The 18,596-nt window shown below is 45.8% G+C and carries 10 protein-coding genes; 5 read left to right on the forward strand and 5 right to left on the reverse strand.

Annotation, left to right across the window (positions count from 1 at the left end):
• Nucleotides 1–700 precede the first annotated feature (700 nt).
• The 5 genes from ONB37_07255 to ONB37_07275 form a co-directional block, all read right to left on the reverse strand.
• Complete coding sequence (locus ONB37_07255; protein MDZ7399941.1) at nucleotides 701–889, reverse strand: hypothetical protein; 189 nt, start codon at nucleotides 887–889, stop codon at nucleotides 701–703.
• Nucleotides 890–1,178: 289 nt separating this feature from the next.
• Complete coding sequence (locus ONB37_07260; GenBank protein MDZ7399942.1) at nucleotides 1,179–9,572, reverse strand: tetratricopeptide repeat protein; 8,394 nt, start codon at nucleotides 9,570–9,572, stop codon at nucleotides 1,179–1,181.
• Between the two features lie 164 nt (nucleotides 9,573–9,736).
• A complete protein-coding gene (locus ONB37_07265) occupies nucleotides 9,737–10,315 on the reverse strand; it encodes a YdbL family protein (protein ID MDZ7399943.1) in 579 nt (192 codons plus the stop codon).
• Nucleotides 10,316–10,954: 639 nt separating this feature from the next.
• Nucleotides 10,955–11,338 (reverse strand): DUF948 domain-containing protein, encoded by a 384-nt coding sequence (locus ONB37_07270; GenBank protein MDZ7399944.1) that lies wholly within the window; start codon nucleotides 11,336–11,338, stop codon nucleotides 10,955–10,957.
• A gap of 69 nt (nucleotides 11,339–11,407) precedes the next feature.
• Nucleotides 11,408–11,794 (reverse strand): YtxH domain-containing protein, encoded by a 387-nt coding sequence (locus tag ONB37_07275; GenBank protein ID MDZ7399945.1) that lies wholly within the window; start codon nucleotides 11,792–11,794, stop codon nucleotides 11,408–11,410.
• A 372-nt stretch (nucleotides 11,795–12,166) separates the two neighbouring features.
• Here ONB37_07275 and pfp point away from each other — a divergent pair, with 372 nt between their 5' ends.
• The 5 genes from pfp to ONB37_07300 all read left to right on the forward strand — a co-directional run bounded on the left by pfp (nucleotide 12,167) and on the right by ONB37_07300 (nucleotide 18,539).
• On the forward strand, nucleotides 12,167–13,447 hold the full coding sequence (pfp, locus tag ONB37_07280; protein ID MDZ7399946.1) for a diphosphate--fructose-6-phosphate 1-phosphotransferase: 1,281 nt from the start codon (nucleotides 12,167–12,169) through the stop codon (nucleotides 13,445–13,447).
• A 470-nt stretch (nucleotides 13,448–13,917) separates the two neighbouring features.
• Nucleotides 13,918–15,108 (forward strand): C40 family peptidase, encoded by a 1,191-nt coding sequence (locus ONB37_07285; GenBank protein ID MDZ7399947.1) that lies wholly within the window; start codon nucleotides 13,918–13,920, stop codon nucleotides 15,106–15,108.
• 117 nt (nucleotides 15,109–15,225) lie between these two features.
• Nucleotides 15,226–16,368, forward strand: coding sequence for a dipeptide epimerase (locus ONB37_07290; protein ID MDZ7399948.1), 1,143 nt, complete (start codon nucleotides 15,226–15,228; stop codon nucleotides 16,366–16,368).
• Nucleotides 16,369–16,964: 596 nt separating this feature from the next.
• A complete protein-coding gene (locus ONB37_07295) occupies nucleotides 16,965–17,555 on the forward strand; it encodes a GNAT family N-acetyltransferase (GenBank protein ID MDZ7399949.1) in 591 nt (196 codons plus the stop codon).
• 210 nt (nucleotides 17,556–17,765) lie between these two features.
• Nucleotides 17,766–18,539, forward strand: coding sequence for a hypothetical protein (locus ONB37_07300; protein MDZ7399950.1), 774 nt, complete (start codon nucleotides 17,766–17,768; stop codon nucleotides 18,537–18,539).
• Nucleotides 18,540–18,596 lie beyond the last annotated feature (57 nt).

An 18,596-nucleotide genomic window follows, 5' to 3' on the forward strand; every position in this document is an offset into this window, starting at 1 on the left:
TTTTTTCGATGCTTATTCAAGAACCAAAAACAGAGACATACGCTCAGCAAAGAAAAAGATCAATGTTATCAAACAGGGTCATCACCAGGTCCTATTTCATTCCTTCTATCCACTTTTTTGTTTACAAATCCAATACAAAAATCGCTATTCACTCATGAATTACATTTTAGAAATTGCAACCATTGTGCCAATCATATTTCATGGTATTATATACAAATTATCAAGGTGTTATTTTAATCATCCGATTTATAAATTATTATTTCAAAAATTAGCATTTGAAATCTATGCCGATCACTAGCAGATTTGTACTGATTTAAAACATTACATTGATAGATAAAGGCTCATTTTTGTGCAATCCGCATATGACATCAGCGGCAATCGCTACTGACAATCATTTAATCCGATAGAGCTGGTAAGCTGCTGTCTAATGCGACAATGTTGCAACAACTTATGATCAGCTCCGTTCTTAACTTTTGAGGAGAATACCCCCACGATAAACATTCATCAACTCCTGTTGCGCTCGCTTGAAAAATCGCTTTTTTGCGATTTGGGCAAATTGCTTGTCCCATCCGTTCGCTTCATTGATTTGATCAGGCACAATAGGTGAAAAACACAGAAGGAGAGAATATGTTCTCTCCTTCTCAAATAAATTAGCTGTTAAAGATTGTTTCCCTCCAGAACATACGAGTTCCGTGCCAGATTATTGCTGGGGTTGTGCGGTCACTGTTGTATCGACAGTGCCAACGGTATCGGCAGGCGCTTGTTCTGTTTGCTCGGTTTGTTGTTGCGCTTCTGGAGCAGGTTCTTGTTTTTTCGAACAACCAGCTAACATGGCTAAAGGGATCGTCAGACACAGAATCAGGGTCCATACCAGCAAGAATCGTTTCATTAATTTTCACCTCCTTCTCGATTTTTTAGGGGGTGGTTTATATGAGAATGACGTCAAATTTATCTTTGTATTAATATCCGATAGTAATCAGGATGGCTTTGATCAAGGATTAATTTCGATCACGAGTCGGATATCAAGGAAACGGATCTGCGCATTATGATGAATATGATTTAATGTTCGAAACTCAACTGCAATAATGTTCCGAATTTGGTATTTCGTCTGCGCACAAAAGTTAGTTTTGAATTTAAAAAATTCTCTGAATTTGTCAAGCAATAATTTTAATTTTTGATTAACGAAAATCTCCGGTTAAATTAAACGCTGCCCAATAGACAGGATGAACATTGATTTGATTTCGCACCAGTTCGATGGCTTTTTGCAATGCTTTTGCCTTCGGCTCTCCTTCTTTCAAATAGCGGAAAAAGCGCTTGATCAGTACAGCGGTGGCAAGATCATCGACCTTCCATAAGCTGGAGAGAAGCGATGCGCTGCCAGCATAAATAAAGCTGCGGGAGAGCCCAATGATTTCATCGCCGGCGCTGATGGTCGCCAATCCAGTTTCACAGGCACTCATAGTTACCAAATAAGCATTCAGCTCCAGTTGAAAAATTTCATGAGCCGTCAATCGGCCGTCATTCAAGGCATCTGGCGCGAGTCGTAAACAGGAGAACAGCGGATTGCTTGGATCGAATTCTCCATGGCAGGATAACAATATGATATTAGACAGGCGACAAGTCTGTTTAAATTTCGTTTCTGTCGCTTGCTGATAGAGATAAGCTGCCACATCAGGATAGAACAAACTAACGCTCTCGATTTCTTTTTCGGAAAAAGGAAGTTCCAATCGAGGATCATTTAAGTCTGGATTGCCGAACGCCAAGATGGATGGCTGCCAGGCGCGATCCGAAGCGAAAGGCTCGCCCTTATCTAAGCAGATTTTCAGTAACGATGCGCTTGGCGACAATGACAGAGAATATCGGTCTATGAGATATCGCTCTTGCTGATCAATGAGCGCGGCAAACGGAAGATAGTGGAGCGCACCATGGGGAACAATGACAAGATGGGTTTGATCTTCCAGATCTTTTTCAAACGGGGCAATCAACAGAGCATGGAGATGGCGAGATATCTGGATGATGGATTTTTGTTGCTCCAGCGCAGCTCGCAAGGAATCGACGGCCGCGATTAATTGATGGCTCGGATAATTTCGCTGCCAAGAAAGGATGCGCTGGCCGACAATGGCCCAGGCATACAGAGTCGACTCGGTGTAAAAATATTCCAAGAGCGCAACACCATTGGGAAGGGACTTGGTGATGGCATTAAGGTCGGGCGGTTCCACAACGACCAATTCGGCCAGCTCAGCATTTTGGGATTTCAATTCTATCAAAAAATCTTGATACTGCTTTTTCAGATTTTGCAGCTTTTGATTCAATTGTGCGATGTGTGTCTCATCGGTTTGCGTGATAAGCTCGCCCTTGATCAACAGGCCAGCCAATTCGTTCTGGATTCGGTAGATCTCATTCTCTAATTGTTTACCTCGATTTAATTGTTCAGGGCTCACTTTACCACTGAATTGGATATCACGATTGGCAAGAAGATCGATAAAGTTTCTCGATTTGGCTCGCTCCACGATCTCCAAAGCTTTGTCGGGCTGTCCGATTTCCATGTAGAGATTGATGAGATCGTTATAGACGATCAGCTTGTCATCGATGAAGCCAGATTTATATTCTTCGACCTTAATCTGAGACCGCATTGTTTCGATGATGTTCAGAGCTGCCAAATAGGCCTCGATACTCTTGTCCCAAGCTTTATTTTCATAATACAATTGGCCGATAAGTCGTCTCGCTCGCCATTCGACCTCTGGAATAAATAATGCCTGAGCATGTTGCGCTGCGAGGTTTAAAGTGTCGAGAGCTGCGGAGAGATTTTCCAGAAATAAATGGGCACGTCCGATCTCATAAAGGCAATGAGCCAGGTTTCGACCGTCCAAAATTTCGCGACTGATTTGGAACGCTTTATGAAAATAAGCAAGCGCTTGATCTATTAAACCTTGTTGCAAATAAATACTCCCAATGTCACGATACCCATAACTCAGTCCGCGCCGGGAATTAATTGCCTCATCTAAGGCAATGGCTTGTTGAAATTGTTCCATCGCTTCAACCCAGCGGTTTTGGGCCCGATAAATCAAGCCCAGATTCTTATGGATATTGGCCATGTCCTGTCGATCATCAATGCGCGCGGCAAGTTCTAAAGCTTGCTGCTGTTTCTGGATTGCCTCCTCCAAGTTCCCCAGGCTCATGAGGATCAAACCCTCAGTGACCAAGGCGACCGCTTGTAATTTCAAATTGTTCGAGGCGCGGAAAAACTGTTCTGCCTGCTTTTCCAATCGGAGGGCGGGTTCGTAATTGCCTATCTTCCAATAAATGTTCGCTAACAAATGACGGGATAGAGCGATTTTGGTGGAATCACCCAAGCGCATCGCCAATTCGAGCGCTCGCTTATGGAAATTTTGTGCGGTCTCGTAATTGGCCAGTTGCTCATGGCTATAACCGAGATTTTGCAACACCTCCAGCACGCCAGCTTCATCCTGAATTGCCTGAAAAATATTGAGCGCTTGGGTTTGATTTTCGATAGCCTGGGAATAATTGTCCAGATTCATCAAATATATTCGTCCACGATCCTTTAAAATGTTGGCGACCTGGAGGCTATCACCGATCTCCCGATAGAGATCTATCGCCTTGGAAAAATTGTCCAGCGCTTGATTATATTTCCCGCCTCGTTCGTGTATCAATCCCAGATTGCGATATGCCTCAGCCATTTGAGGTATCACATTATATCGTTTCGCAATTTTCAGATATTGGTTCTGATAGGCGATAGCTTTTTCGTATTCTTTATTTTCAGTGTATAGCATCACTAAATAAGCATAGGCTTCGGCGATCCGTGTGGTATCCCGATCAGCTAAAGCGGATTGCAAGATCTCAAGCTGATAGGTGATGGCCTTGTTGAATTGACCAGCACTGGCGGCGGTTTCGATGAGATATTGGTAGAGATTTTCCACTGCTTGGCGATTACCCTGGCGTCGGGCCATGCTGAGCGCCTGCTCGTAACTGGCGATGGCATCATCCCATTTTTTCTTTTCGACATCTCGATTGCCGCTAAGTACTGTCGCCACAAAACGCTCTTCAGCAAATTTCAGCTCTTGCTGCTCATCCATTCCTTCATAGCCAATCAAAAGAAAGCCAGCATAAGTCGAGGGATCGAAACCCGACTGGTGCATTCGCTGTTGAGCGCGGGTAAAAGCCTCTGCCGCAGGATAGTCTAACAATAAATTAAAAAAATATTCGGGAAATTTGCTCTGTTGGATCGGCCAAAGCGAAACTATGAGAGTTGGTGCTCCAGCATAGAAAAAAGTTCTAGGAATGAGGGAATTCGTAAGCCACAGGCTACTATCCAGCCCATTTAAAACCACCAGGGCTGATCGCAAATCGAAGCTATAAAGCTCCCGAATTTCATAGGTAATCTGCCCACTTGGTAGGGAGATTGCCAGCGAGGAAAGCAACGGATCTGCCAGATTGGGGATGAATCGAGCATTCAGGTAAAGAAGCTCGGCTGTCTGAAACTGTTCTTTTAAATCGTTTTTAATCTCTTGCAATGATGGACGGTTCGAGCCAAGGTTTTTGACTTGATAACCCGCATCTTTGACCACTTCGATCAGAAAGTTTTCAGATAATGTAAGTTCGTAATTCCGAATTTTTCGTTTCTCATGGCAGTAGTAATAGTTCGAAAGGGATGGTACGGTTAGAACGATCTTCGCATGAGTCCATTTGGCCGGACCAAAATTCACGAAATAAGCCAATGGCAGTCCCGCAATTGCTCCGTCTGGGATAAAAATGATCTTGTCAAAGCGAGATAGTTGTGGTTCAATCGGCTGGATCAGCGTTCGCCAAAGAACACTGTCGGTCGATGGGGTAGGAAGTCCATGAGCCAATGCATTGCTGTATGATTGAATCGACTCTCTCAGCATTGAAGCTGAAACCCGGTTGGAGGTGAAATGGATCGTGTCCTCCGTTATGGTCCAAATAAAGAGTTGATCATTGCTCAAAAAATAATCGATGATAATGGTATTCGGATCAATAATTCGCTGGAGTTCCTCGAAACTCACGCCTTCAATCTGAATCAACGAAGCCAATTCTGGGTCTTCAGCCGTAATCTGCTGCAAAAGAAGTTCATATTCATTTTGATATTGACGCTTTTGTTTGGTCCAATTCAAGAGATCAGAGGGAGCGATATTCCGCTGTTCCCGTGCCAACCTGATTTTTGTATCGAGCCGGCTAATTTCAGAGCTCAAGAAACGAGCGTTGCCTAAAAAGATTTTGTGTCGCTCTTTTTTTAATTCGAGGCGATGGCTGCCGATTAAATCGAGATAATATTTCGAGCGATATTGTTCGGTTAATCGCAAAGCAGCCTGAGAATTCCCCTCGTGAATGTAATGCGTAATCCCAGTTTGATATAGCCAGCGAATTTGCTGAGCATATAAAGGGGATAAGCGAAAGGTTGTCGAGGGATACGGAAGCTGTTGCAATGAGGTTATGGCTTCACTTAAATAAAATTCTGCACCATGTGGATCGGGCCAATCACTGTCTGGTTTCCAATGAACATAGATGTATGCTAACAAACCATCGATCCGCCAGAGCCAGGAGAGTAGATTGTGTTGCAGCGCCAATTCCCGGGCTCGATGCAAATGTTCGACCGCCACAACGATGTCTCCTGCATCAAATGCGAGATTCCCGAGGTTATGGAGCAAAGCAACCTGTTCCTGCTTGAAATTGTATTGCTGAGCGAGTGTTAGCGCCGCGTGCAAGCAACTATCTGCAAGCGCCAGATCGTCGAAGTGACTGAATTGTTCTTGTATCGAAACTACAGGTTCTGAAGCGAGCGAATCGGCAGATAGGCCTCGTTTCAGGAAATACAATGAGCCTAATGAATTGAGGAGCTGCACCCGCTCGTGCACCATGCCGATAAACTCGTTGCGATACAACGATAGACCGAAGTTAAGATGCTTGATGGCGGTATGGAGGTACTGAGCAGGATGGGACGCCATCTCTGGGGTCATGATCGGAGATGGAGATTGTGAAGCAGTCGCGGATAATTTATTAACGATGATGCTCAGCCCAGCGAGATTGATGATATTGATGAGCATGCCTGGGACATGTTGGTGTTTTTTGCAGATCGTCAGCGCTCGGTCAAAATAGTCCCAACTGGCCTGATAGTTGCGATCCAGATAATGAAGGTAGCCGATATTGTTGAGAAAGATAGCCTCGGCGATGCGGTCTTTGCGCTTTTGATAAATTTCAATTCGCTTATTCAAGTAGCGAATTGCCTCTGGAATTGATCGCTGCTGCAGGGCTGCTTGGCCCAGAATTGAATACAATAACGCCCGCTCTTCATCCGTTGTAAATCCCTGGGCAGCAGTCGAAGCGCCCACGCCAATGCGGCTCAGCTTCCACACTGGAATTTCAATTCCCAAAATGCCGAGCTTAATCCATTGCGGCTGCTCTTTTATCTCCATCACCTTTCCGCTGGCGATAAGTTGCAAGGCGCGTTGGGCGTACCGGATCGCCTCATCTTCGACATTGAGCATTTGATAATTATAAGCGATGTTGCGATAAGCGGCCGCTTGTTGATTGTATCGTTTTTGTTTTCGGTCTTCCTCTGCTGCGATCTTGAAGTACTCAGCGGATTGATCATATTCCCCAGCCGATTGATAGAGCAATGCCAGCCGCTTGATATTCAACAGCCAGTTCTCATAATCCTGGGCCCGATTCCGATTATTTTTTTGGTCCATCAATTCCTGATAAAGATTGATGGCGCGCTTCAGATAAATTGGCCCTTGCTTAAAATCCTCCACGACCATCGCGCAATGCCCGATCCGTTTGTAGACATCGGCAGCCAGGCGTTTATTCGCAAAAGTGGAATCGTATTTTAATTTGATGCCATAATATTTATAGGCCTGCTCGAAGCCGAATTCACCCAAATTATAATAATTGTTAGCTAAATTCAAGGCTAGCTCGGCCTCTAATGTTGGGTTCTCTCTTTCATCATTGATGGCGATTGCGGTGATCAGCGCATCTATTGCGCGTTCAAAATATTGAGCTGGGGATGGCTCTTTATAGAAGGTGATCCAATAGAGCACAGAGCGGATCGGCGCGGTTACTGTTTCAAGTACCCTGACGAAAAAACTTCGTTGTTTCGCGCGCAAGGCGCTATCATGCTTCTCTAAAGCTTCGTAATTGAAACTCAGGGTGAGATAGGCCTGAATCAATCGATAATTTTGCGACATCGATTGAAGGATCAGGGCATTGGATTTTTCCATGCTGATCACATCAAGTTGCTCGATGTTTTTGGTGCGATCGCTCATTTCGGTGGCTTTGTATGAATAGCATAATCCCAGAATATAAGTGATCACTTCATCGCTTGGTTGCTTGAGATGCAATTGTTGATAATAGTCGATCGCCTGGTCAATTCGGCCAGTGGCATACATGGTGCTCACAAAGCCACGATGTGCATCCACATGTCGCGGGAAAATGGCAATCGCATCGCGAAAACGATGATTGGCGGTCCAAATCTCGCCTTGCATTTGCAATTGTTTCCCAGTCCGGAGATAAATTTCTAACAGCCGCTCTTTCGCCTGGACCACATACAATCCACTCTGCACATCTCGAAAATCCGTGATGATATTCTTATAACGCTGAATCGCTTTGATGTCTTCGCCCCTTAAATCTTCGATTTGAGCACGCAAGAGCTCAGCTAATACCAACTCAGTCCGCTGGTCCGAATAGCTTTTCTGAAGGATCTCCAATTCGGCAATCGCAGCATCGCATTCCCCTCGCTGAAAGAACAGCTCGGCGATTTTCAACTGGGCACGGGCAGCCAAGCGACGATGATGGCCGTAACGAACAATAATATTGCGATAATTAGATAGAGCGGAATAGAAGTCAACATCTTTTTCTAAAGCTAATATCCGATGGAGAGCTGAGTCGGCCCAGGCATGCTCGCTGGGATAATTCTCGATCACTCGGGTATAAGCGCGGACGATCTCTTCGGCCTGGCCAAATCGATAATAGATCTCGCCGACCAACAATTGGGCCAGGGCCCCTTTTTCGGTATCGTCTGGAAATTGAGTTATGATCTGATCGAATATTCGGAGCGCTTCGGAATAGCGTTTTGCCAAATAAAGAACTTCGGCCTTGAACAGCATAATTTCAGCCAATAAGGATCTTTGGCCTTGGAATTTTGTCTCAAGCGCAGCAAGCTTTCGGAGCTGAACCTCGACGTCATAAGGATTGAAACCCAATTCAAACAGCCGCAGGTGGGCGCGACCTTCTAATTCATCTGAAGGATGATGCGCCAAGGCTTCATTAAAATACGCTGCCGCTATCTCTTTTTGCCCCATTATCATGTGCGTGCGGCCCAGTTCATAAAGCGCATGAGCCACCCAAAGGATCTGATCAGGAAAAAAATCGATCACTCGCTGAAAAGCTAACAACCGATAGAGATTACGCTCCAATTGTGTGAATTCAGACCCAGGCCGGAAAATTAAATCATTGGCTGGCAAAGGGAAGAAACTAAGCGCAAATTGATATTGAAGAAATCCATCCTCCTGCCGGGGAATGACCCCTTCATCTGAGATCCGCCAAATATCAGCATTCCCGCTTCGATGAGAAATGAAATAGAGCTGCGAATCACGACTGGCAACAGGAAAGTAATCATGGTAAATATTCGGGATTAGCTGAACTTCATGCGAGATGGTAAGAGGCGTATCTGATTCCTGGTCCGGGTCGCTGGTGGTACGCAGGATCAGTTTCCATAAGCTGGGGAAATCATCGGGGGTTATGCGGCCGTCCTGATTTGTATCTTGATCATAGCGATTGAAATAGATTTCGTTTTTCACCGGGCTCCAACAGGGGAATGTGTCATCGCTTTCACCAGAGGTCACAGGGACGATGGAGGTAATAGTTGGAGGGTTACCGGCGAAATCAAGTTCCGCATAACAGATATGGCTGGTTTGATGGGAATCAGTGCCACTAGCGACAAATGCAATTCGGTTGCCTTGCGGAGACCAAGTAGGGTGCTTCGCCCCAGCTTGGGTTACTTGAAAGACAGCCTTGTTCTTAATTTGATAGAGATAGATATTGGGCAGGCCGTCACGATCCGAACAGAAAGCGATATATTTCCCATTGGGCGAGAAAGCTGGGCAAATATCGGTCCCTAAATAGTTGGTTAATTTTCTGGGCTGACCAATGACCACGAACTGATCGCCTCGCTTTTTCAACCGCACCTGCCATAGATCGCCTTGAGCATCTTCCCGATAAGAGACGAACACGATTTTTTTCCCATCGGGCGACCAAGTGGGCATGGTATCATCCGCGCGATGACGAGTCACTTGGATAGCCGAGCCACCAGCTACCGGTTTCAGCCAGATATCCATGTTGCCACTGCGTCGCGAGGCAAATGCTACCCATCGGCCGTCTGGAGAGATCGCAGGATAGGCATCCACATCGGGATGCGTCGTGATTTGATGATATGCGCGAGCTGGATCGAATGCTTCGCGCCTCGGAGGAGGCGTCGTCGCTTGGGTAAATGCTTGGGGCGGAAAAATCAGAAAAATCCCCCAGACCAGATACACCCACATCAACCGACAAAGCCATTCAACGGGAATAAAATTACTCCGAAATGAGCGCTGAAAGTTTTTTGAACTGCTGATCATGAAAACCAATTGGGGTGTTATGATGATTTCCGAAATTCAAGATCGGTGGCGATTCGAAAGGCTTCCCCGAAATCAATTCGCTGGAGTGCTTATTGCCCTTTTTTCACCCAGGTCCCATCATCTCGCTGAATCCATGTGCCAGGCTCAGAACTATCCTGGTTCATCTTTGAAAAAATTCGGGCAACGTTTTCGCTGCCAGCCTGGGCCGCCGATTCATTCAACAGCATAATGCGCTCCATAATGATTTGGCGATAGTTGTTCTCGCTTTCAACGATTTTGGTTACCCGAGCTTTTAATTCGGGATCAGCCTCGAGCTTGGCAGGATTGCGGATCTCAAGCAATCCCATGTTATTCTCTCCCACCAACCCGGCTTTCTTGAATTCATCCACATCGTCCTTGTTGAATTTCCTTCCCTGAATGGCCTCGATCACCTTTTTCTTCTCCCGGGGAAGGGACTGTTGCTGTCCCGGATTGGTCGAGCGCACTGAGGCCAGTGTCCAGGCATCCTGCTCTATTTGCTGGTAGGTCCCAATTACCTGGTTCTCCAGCGCTGTCTTCTCACCCGTTACCGTAACCTCTGGCGCTTTCACACTGCAATTCCATTGCAGCACGATCAATAAAATGAAGGTCAAACAAAACGAAATTGCATACCCAATGAATTTGTTCATGGCTTATTTCCACCTCCAATCTGTTTCCATCGGATGAATCATTGAATTAGTTATCCAGCTCATCTCACGAAGCGCGACGGGAAGCCATTGCATCAAATTGTATTGCAATTTCGCTGAATCAAATTGCACCGATGAGATGAAAATCTGGATTGTGAAACCAATAAACCGATCCCACACGTTTGGGGGAACGGTATCGCGATATGAAGTTGGTTCCTTCAGGCAACTGGACATTTCATGTTCGAGCCCAATTGCCATTTCACGCGAGATAAAAAAATATGAAATATTCTAACGATGAACAATACGAGGCAGCTTTTTGTCCATACCAAGGTGCCTGAGAGGCTCGGTGGCAATTTCTCATGAAATTAAGCCACCGTTTTCCTCGATTGCCGAAATAAAATGGTGAGTCATTGCCTTGATGATTGTTTTCTTCGTTGCCCACACGGGATTATTTATCAAACAGACAATACCGTTCGGAAACGGATCTTTGCTCCCACAAGCTCCATTTGATCCGATCGATTAGGAGGCCTTGACAAAAATACCTATCACTGGATTGTTGACCGCTGTTGTGCTCTCGGCAAAAATCCATTAGGATCTTCTGAGGAGAAGCCATAGTTCGAACCGCTGAGCTTACTGAGTGAATCAGGTGTCCTTGCGTCGATCGAGCAGCGCGCGGATCGGTCTGGTAAGGCTGGCGATCAACGAGACGATGGCCATGATCGGCTGCTCAATTTTTTCCTGCACCATCTTCTCAAATTCATTGATGCGGGTGGCAATTTGTTTGAGCTCATCGACACCTTTTTCGAGCTTGGTCACCTGCAATTGAATCGATTGAGTAATGCGTTTGACATCATTAAAAATAATCGTCAAATCATGAGAGATCGGTCCAATATGCTGACGAGCTGTATCGAGAAATTTTTCAGCTTCTTTTGCCGTTCGTCTGATTTGCACCAGAGCAATCAACAATCCGATGACAAAGACCACGATGAAAAAGGCAATAACAGCCACGCTGATTTCTATGATCATTTTGCGACCTTCCTGCCACAAGTTGGATTAACCCATGCTGATTCTGAATAATGAGCATGGATCGAAACGTTATTTTCGTTTGTCCTTATCGACCTTCTTTTCGACCTCTGCCACAACAGTTTCGCCGCGATGTGTTACTTTATCGACCCATTTTTTACCTTCTTCGATGATCTCTGTCGCCTTGGCCTTCGCTTCTTCCAATTTTTGCTCGGCGTCTTGCTTCAACTGCTCCGCTTTTTTCAATCCTTCACTCCACCATTGTTCGGTCTTCTCTTTGGCCTCAGAGTAGAGCAATTCGGCATCCTTCTTTAATTCTGATGATTTTCGTTTGATATCCTCGCGCAGTTCGCGGCCGCTTTTTGGGGCAAAAAGCAGCGCCAAGCCAGCACCGATCAATCCGCCAGCTAGCATCCCCTTGAAAAACGATTCCCATGAGAATTTTTTTTCTTCGTCCATATCAGCCTCCTTCACATGTTTAGGTAATGGTTAATTCGATTTTGCATGCGTTTTATGAATTGCCAATGTCAAAAATTAATGATATTCATATCGCCAAACATTTATAAACAAGACTCTTTCAGAGACACCCAATTGAATATCGCAGCACCTTCAAAATCTGCATGATTGAATTAACCTAGCACTTATGCTGTTTTATTAGATCAAATCGATCTAAAAACTGACCTCAATCTACAATAAAATTCCCATAAAGTCAAGAATTTTTCTGTCCCGTCAATAAAAAGCGCTTGCAAAACGCTTGCTAAATTATTACATTCAATATAGATTTGTTTTTTTATTTTTGAGCTATGTTAAGCGAAAGGAGTGAGGGAAGGAATGCTGAGTTCAGCAATGGGGACAAAGGGCAGTTTAGGCATTCTGGTTGGTGGGGGTCCAGCGCCTGGCATCAATGGGGTTATTGCCGCTGCGACGATCGAGGCACGAAATGCGGGGATGAAGGTCATTGGCATCATGGATGGTTTCGAGTGGTTGCAGAGGGGAGATATTGAACATACAGTAGAACTTGAGATCAAAGATGTCTCGCGAATTCATTTCACTGGCGGTTCAATCCTGCGTACCTCTCGCGCCAATCCAACTAAAAATGAAACCTTGTTGCGCAACACATTGGACGCAATGAATCGTCTCGGGCTCAATTATTTGATCACTATCGGAGGGGACGATACAGCAACCTCTGCTTATGAGCTCGCCAAAAATGCCAAGGGACAATTGCGCATTGCTCATGTGCCAAAAACTATTGATAACGATCTTCCGCTGCCCAAAAATTTGCCCAGCATCGGTTACGAAACGGCCCGGCACATTGGGGTAAAATTGGTGGAAAATGTCATGGAAGATTCTCGGTCCACCAACCGCTGGTACATTGTGGTGACGATGGGGCTAAAGACCGGTCACTTGACACTTGGCATTTGCAAGGCGGCTGGGGCCACGCTGGCGATCATTGGTGAGGAATTCCATTCAGAAAGAATCAGCATTCGTAATGTCTGCGATATGTTAGAAGGTGCCATGATTAAGCGGAAGGTCATGGGCCGCACCGATGGAGTGGTGCTGATCGCTGAAGGGATCGCTACTCGTTTCAACGAACCCGAACTCCGAAGCCTTCCCGACGTCACTCTTCAGTATGACGATTACGGTAATATTCATCTCTCGGAGATTGATCTTGGCAAAATTATAAAAACAGAAATCGAGCGGCGACTGGCTGCGCGCGGTGAAAAAGTCCGCCTCATTGAGATGAACATCGGCTATACCCTGCGCTGCGCTCCACCAATCCCCTTCGATTGCGAGTACGCCCGGGACCTTGGCTATGCAGCGGTCCATTTTTTAATTGATCCACAATTCGAGGATCAAAGCTGCGCCATGATCTGTGTCGATGCTGGTAAGCTGGTTCCCATTGAGCTGGCATATCTAATCGATCCAATAACCGATCGGATTCGGCTGCGCGCTGTGGACACTAAGACTGACTCCTTCGCTGTGGCCCAAAAGTATATGATCAAACTCAACAAAAGCGATTTTGAAGAGCCAGACCAACTCCTTGCTTTATCCAAAGCTGCGAAAATGACACCCGAGGCATTCCGAAACAAGTTCGAATATCTGGTGATATAATCATGGCTCATACATCCAGCAGATGTAGCGCTTATCGGAATCGATGAATTGAATAGATAGCATGATGCTGAATTTGATAATAGAGCACGAAATTTGAATTGATGCGCATTGAACAAATTGTGCAAATGCGAATGTTGCTCCTGTGGATGGAAGACTATTTTAGTTCTGATAAATAGCAGGCCAACAGATGCCAGTCCGCCAGCTTTGCCATTAGCGTCAACCTGAGAGCATTATGTCATTCTGAGCGACTACGGAGAGAGAAGAATCTGCTGATTTCGCGAAAGAATGTGGATAAATTGAAGGGATTCTTCTTCGCTTCGCCGCTCAGAATGACAACATCTCCACAAGTATTCGCTTGGGTTGACGTCAAAGACCAGCTTTGTGGGGGACACAATATCCGTATCAAAAACTGTTTCCATTTTGCTGAACTCTGAAACATGAAATTTTCTAAGGAGGAACGAAAGGCGAACATGAAAAATAAGAGATCGATACTCGCGGTTGTAGTAGCTTTAGCGTGGTTTGCTGGAACATCAAATGGAATCAGCCAACAGTCAAATGTAATTCCAGATACTGTGCTGAAAATCGTTCAACAGTTAGAGCAAAAATACCAGCCTGATCGTCGCATCTCGCGGTTCGATGTCCAAGTTCGATGGGAAGGGGACAAGATGGTGATCTTTGGGGAGACTATTACCGAAGAGGGTAAGACAGAGTTGTTACAGCGGCTAGCGAGTGAAACCAGCTATCAATTTCTGGATAGCCTGGTCACATTGCCCGATTCCACGGTAGCCGGCAAACCGTATGGGATCGTCCGTATCAGCGTCGCGCAGTTGCGCCGGCAGCCCGATGAAGCACATGAGATCGTAGACCAGGCGATGATGGGTAGCGAAGTCCGCATATTGAAGATCGAAAAGCGATATTGGGCGTTCTGTCAGCTCGATGACCAGTATCTCGGATGGATGACCATCAGTTCTCTCGTGACTGGCGATTGGCAATTGATCGAACGCTGGAGGCAAGCTGAAAAGCTGATCGTAACCGCCAATTATGGTCAAATCTGGGAAAAGCCTTCAGATAAAAGCGTGCGCTCGGTGAGCGATGTGGTGCGCGGGAATCTTCTCATCCAGCGAGGCAAAAAGCGCGGTTGGTATCACGTGGAATTGCCTGACGGAAGGTCAGGTTATATTCGGGCTTCCCTCGCGACACCTGCAAAATCGTTTTTCAACGCAATAAAAAATCGCTCTGTCAACGATGTTATCACTACGGCCTATCAATTTATCGGTCTCCCATATCTTTGGGGCGGCCGCTCGACAAAAGGGTTCGATTGTTCAGGTTTCACTCAAACCGTGTTCAAACTGAACGGAATTGATTTGCCCCGTGATGCCAATATGCAGGTTAAGGTGGGAGAGCCAGTGGCTCTGGATGATTCGCTCGCACATTTGAGACCTGGAGATTTGCTATTCTTTGGAAAAGATATAGATCATATCATTCATGTAGGGATGTACATCGGCGATTCTCAGTTCATCCACTCGGATGGGATGGTGCGGATCAATAGTTTTAATCCGAAAGATGAAAATTATAGCTCTTATCGACGTCGGGGTCTGCAGGCAGCGCGCCGGGTGATCATCCAGCAGCCAACCCACGGCGGCAAGCCCCAAACGAACTGATGACAATCCGATGCGAATTCTGACTTAGATAAGTTCATCGTTTCAGTTCTCAACATTTCGAGAGAGGAGATCATTCATTGAACATAATTTCAATTGAAAATTTGAGGAGCGAATAACATGCTACTGAGCCGAAAACAATTTTTAAAAGCGACCAGCCAGGCGCTCATGGGCCTGGGACTGATGAATATTTCTTTTTTAAAGATGGGGAGAAAGCCAAAAAACAATGCAACCATAGGAGGCACAATGTTAGAATATAAAGTGAAACAGCTAAATTTGACCCATACATGGACCATCTCCCGCAATTCTGCTGACGTAAAAAACAATGTGTTCGTCCGATATACCCGGAATGGAGTCTTCGGCATTGGTGAGGCGGCACCGAACATCCGCTACAATGAGACCCCAGAAAGCACGATTGAATTGATTCAGAAAGCGATCCCAGTCGTTGAGCAATTTGATCCCTGGCATTTTGTCGACATGGGGTATGCAATTCGTGCGCTGGCTGAGGAACAGACAGCAGCAAAGTGTGCGATCGATATCGCCGTGATGGACTGGGTGGGCAAAAGTCTTGGCGTCCCATTATATCGCTATTTCGGATTGGACAAATCCAAAACGCCGATCACGACATTCAGTATTGGAATTGATACACCGCAGGTGATGCAGCAGAAGATTCGTGAAGCCGAGCAATTCCCTATTTTGAAAATTAAAGTGGGGCGCGATAATGATGAGGAAATTCTAAATGCGGTCCGTGCAGTGACTGATAAGCCGCTTCGTGTCGATGCCAATGAAGGCTGGAAAACGAAAGAGGAAGCCCTAGAAAAGATCCATTGGTTGGAGAAAATGGGTGTGGAATTTATTGAGCAGCCGCTGCCGGCAGCGATGTTGGAGGAGACCCGGTGGCTGCGCGAGCGCGTTACCATTCCCATTATTGCTGATGAGGCAGTGAAAAAAGCAGCAGATATCCCCAAATTGGCCACAGCTTACGATGGCATCAATATCAAGTTGATGAAAAGCGGCGGGATTCAAGAAGCGTTGCGCATGATCTGGATGGCGCGCTCGCTCGGTATGAAGGTCATGCTCGGATGTATGATCGAAAGCAGTTGTGCCATCGCGGCGGCAGCTCACATCAGTCCGCTGGTCGATTACGCCGATTTAGATGGCAATTTGCTGATATCGAATGATCCGTTCCGCGCTGTGATTGTGGATCGCGGACGGATGATCCTCCCAGATAAGCCGGGGTTGGGTTTGGAGGGCGAATTTTAGCTTTACAGCGATTGCGATGCGCCTGGTGCAATTGACTTTTGCGGGATAGGTGCAATCAACGCTTGTGCCAGGCGCCACCCATGGATAAAGGCTCAATAGAAACGTTTCAATTTCCCTTTGGCTTAAAAATAGGTCTGCTCCATTTCAAAGGGAGCTATCCGAAATTGGAATTTGAACATTTTTTCAATGAACTGGCCCCAAGAATTCGTAACATATCATGTTCACGAAATTCTTAGCTCAATATTAGAGATACATTTTTCAATTTGAATCCTGAACTCCAGCATCCCTGTAACATGATCGCGAGAGTTTGATCAACCAAAATTTTTCTTGACATTGTAAGAAAAAATGCTATTTTAGTCATCGAAGCGGTCAGGTCAAATGAGTTGATGAACCGATCGGACTTCGCATCCCTCCATTGTACATGATACAGCCAGCCGGTAAAGCTTTCAGATCAATGGTTCATCAGAAATTTGGCCTCAGGAAGCATCAATTCTGATCAGTATTTGTCGTCATCATCAATCTTCTCATCCTTCGCTCGGCAGCAACTCGTTTTTATATGCTCTATCGCAATCCAATATGCAAAAAGGAGTGGTGACATGGCAAATTTTTCGAAGATGGTCAAACTTAAAGATGATACCAACGTGTTGCTACGATTGATGGTCGAATCGGATTTGGATCAGCTATGTGAGTTCTATCGTTCCATTCCCGAGTCAGATCGACTTTTTCTGAGGATCGATGTGACGGATCGAGGCAATGTGGAGCGCCGGTTTGGCCGATTAAATTACGATATTGTCTATCCAATCCTGGCTTTGGTGGACAATCGGATCATCGGCATTGCTACTTTATTTCGCGCCGAATTTGGCTGGAAAAGGAACCTGGGCGAGGTGCGCGTGTTGATCGCACCAGAATTTCAGCGGAAAGGATTAGCCACGATTTTCATTCGAGAATTGTTCTTTCACGCGCTCAAAGCAAAAATTTATAAGCTGCAAGCGGAAATGATCGACAATCAGGAGTCGGCTATTGCTGCGTTCGAGCGATTGGGGTTTCGGGAGGAAGCAAGGCTAAAGAAGCATGTAACCGATATTCGCGGTCGCCGCCGCGATTTGGTGATCATGACGCTGGATATCGAAGATTTCTGGTACCTCATTGAAGATTTCGTCGAGAGCCGCGATTTTCGAATTCATTGATCGCTTGTGCTGGAAGTCATTATCTTTAAATCAATACCTTGCTCATTGAATTTGAAAGGTGGGATGTTCGCTCTGATAGCAGCAGAATCGTAGCGTGAGATTATTCGTGGGAACGCTCGACCAAATAACAATTTCTAATGGGCAAATAGTGACCGATCGCCAGTTTCTCAGAGAATAAACTTCCCGTGAAAATTAGAAAGGAGCAAAGCCATGGTCCAACGGCCCAATATTGTTCGGGGCATTCCGATGCTGTTGGTCCGCGCTATGCCAACCATATTATACTATGGCCGTTACTCAGGGCTACAGCCGAAAAAGGACGTTAAAAGCTATTTTGAGCAATACGTTCATTATTTGGCGCAGGCCATTGAATTAATGGGTCAGGCGATGGAGGACCCTTCGCTGTCTGGCACTGCGGAGCAAGCGCATCAGCTAAAAATGATCGCAACCAACCAAATTGAGTCCGCGCTGTTTCAGCTCTCGCGGACGCTATCAGGAATATTCTCCACTAAAAAAGAATTGACCCGAGAGAAATATGAGAGCCCAGGCGGCGCAAAGGAGCAGTTGGCAAGATTGTTTTGTTCATCAGTTTCCAGACCGCGCATCGCCGTGGTGGATACCAACAACGAGCTAGAGTGGGTTGAGAAATTATGCCTCACCCTTCGTGAAAGCTGCCTGTACGAAGCGCATAAAACTTATTCCAATTCAGAACATTATACGGACGATATCCTTGGCAGCGATTTTATTCTCTTCGCTTCGGCAGCTCCCCAGCATATTCATGAGGATGTCCAGGCGCTGAAAAATTATCAACGCCCGGGGCTGGTATTAGGTCAACTGACCAAAAATGAAAAAGTTGATCAACAGACCATTCGCAATGGGGCCTGGCTGCGAGGCCGCGGGTATGACGTGATCTTTAAACTGTTCTCCCCGTTGCGGCTCTTTACATCAATCGATAAGATTTACGTTCGGTTTTTAGCGCAACGCTGATCAAGCGCAAACAGAGACGGGTCTATCAAATACGGAATGTCAAACACAATATTCTAA

Source organism: candidate division KSB1 bacterium (genome assembly GCA_034506395.1).
GTDB lineage: Bacteria > Zhuqueibacterota > Zhuqueibacteria > Thermofontimicrobiales > Thermofontimicrobiaceae > Thermofontimicrobium.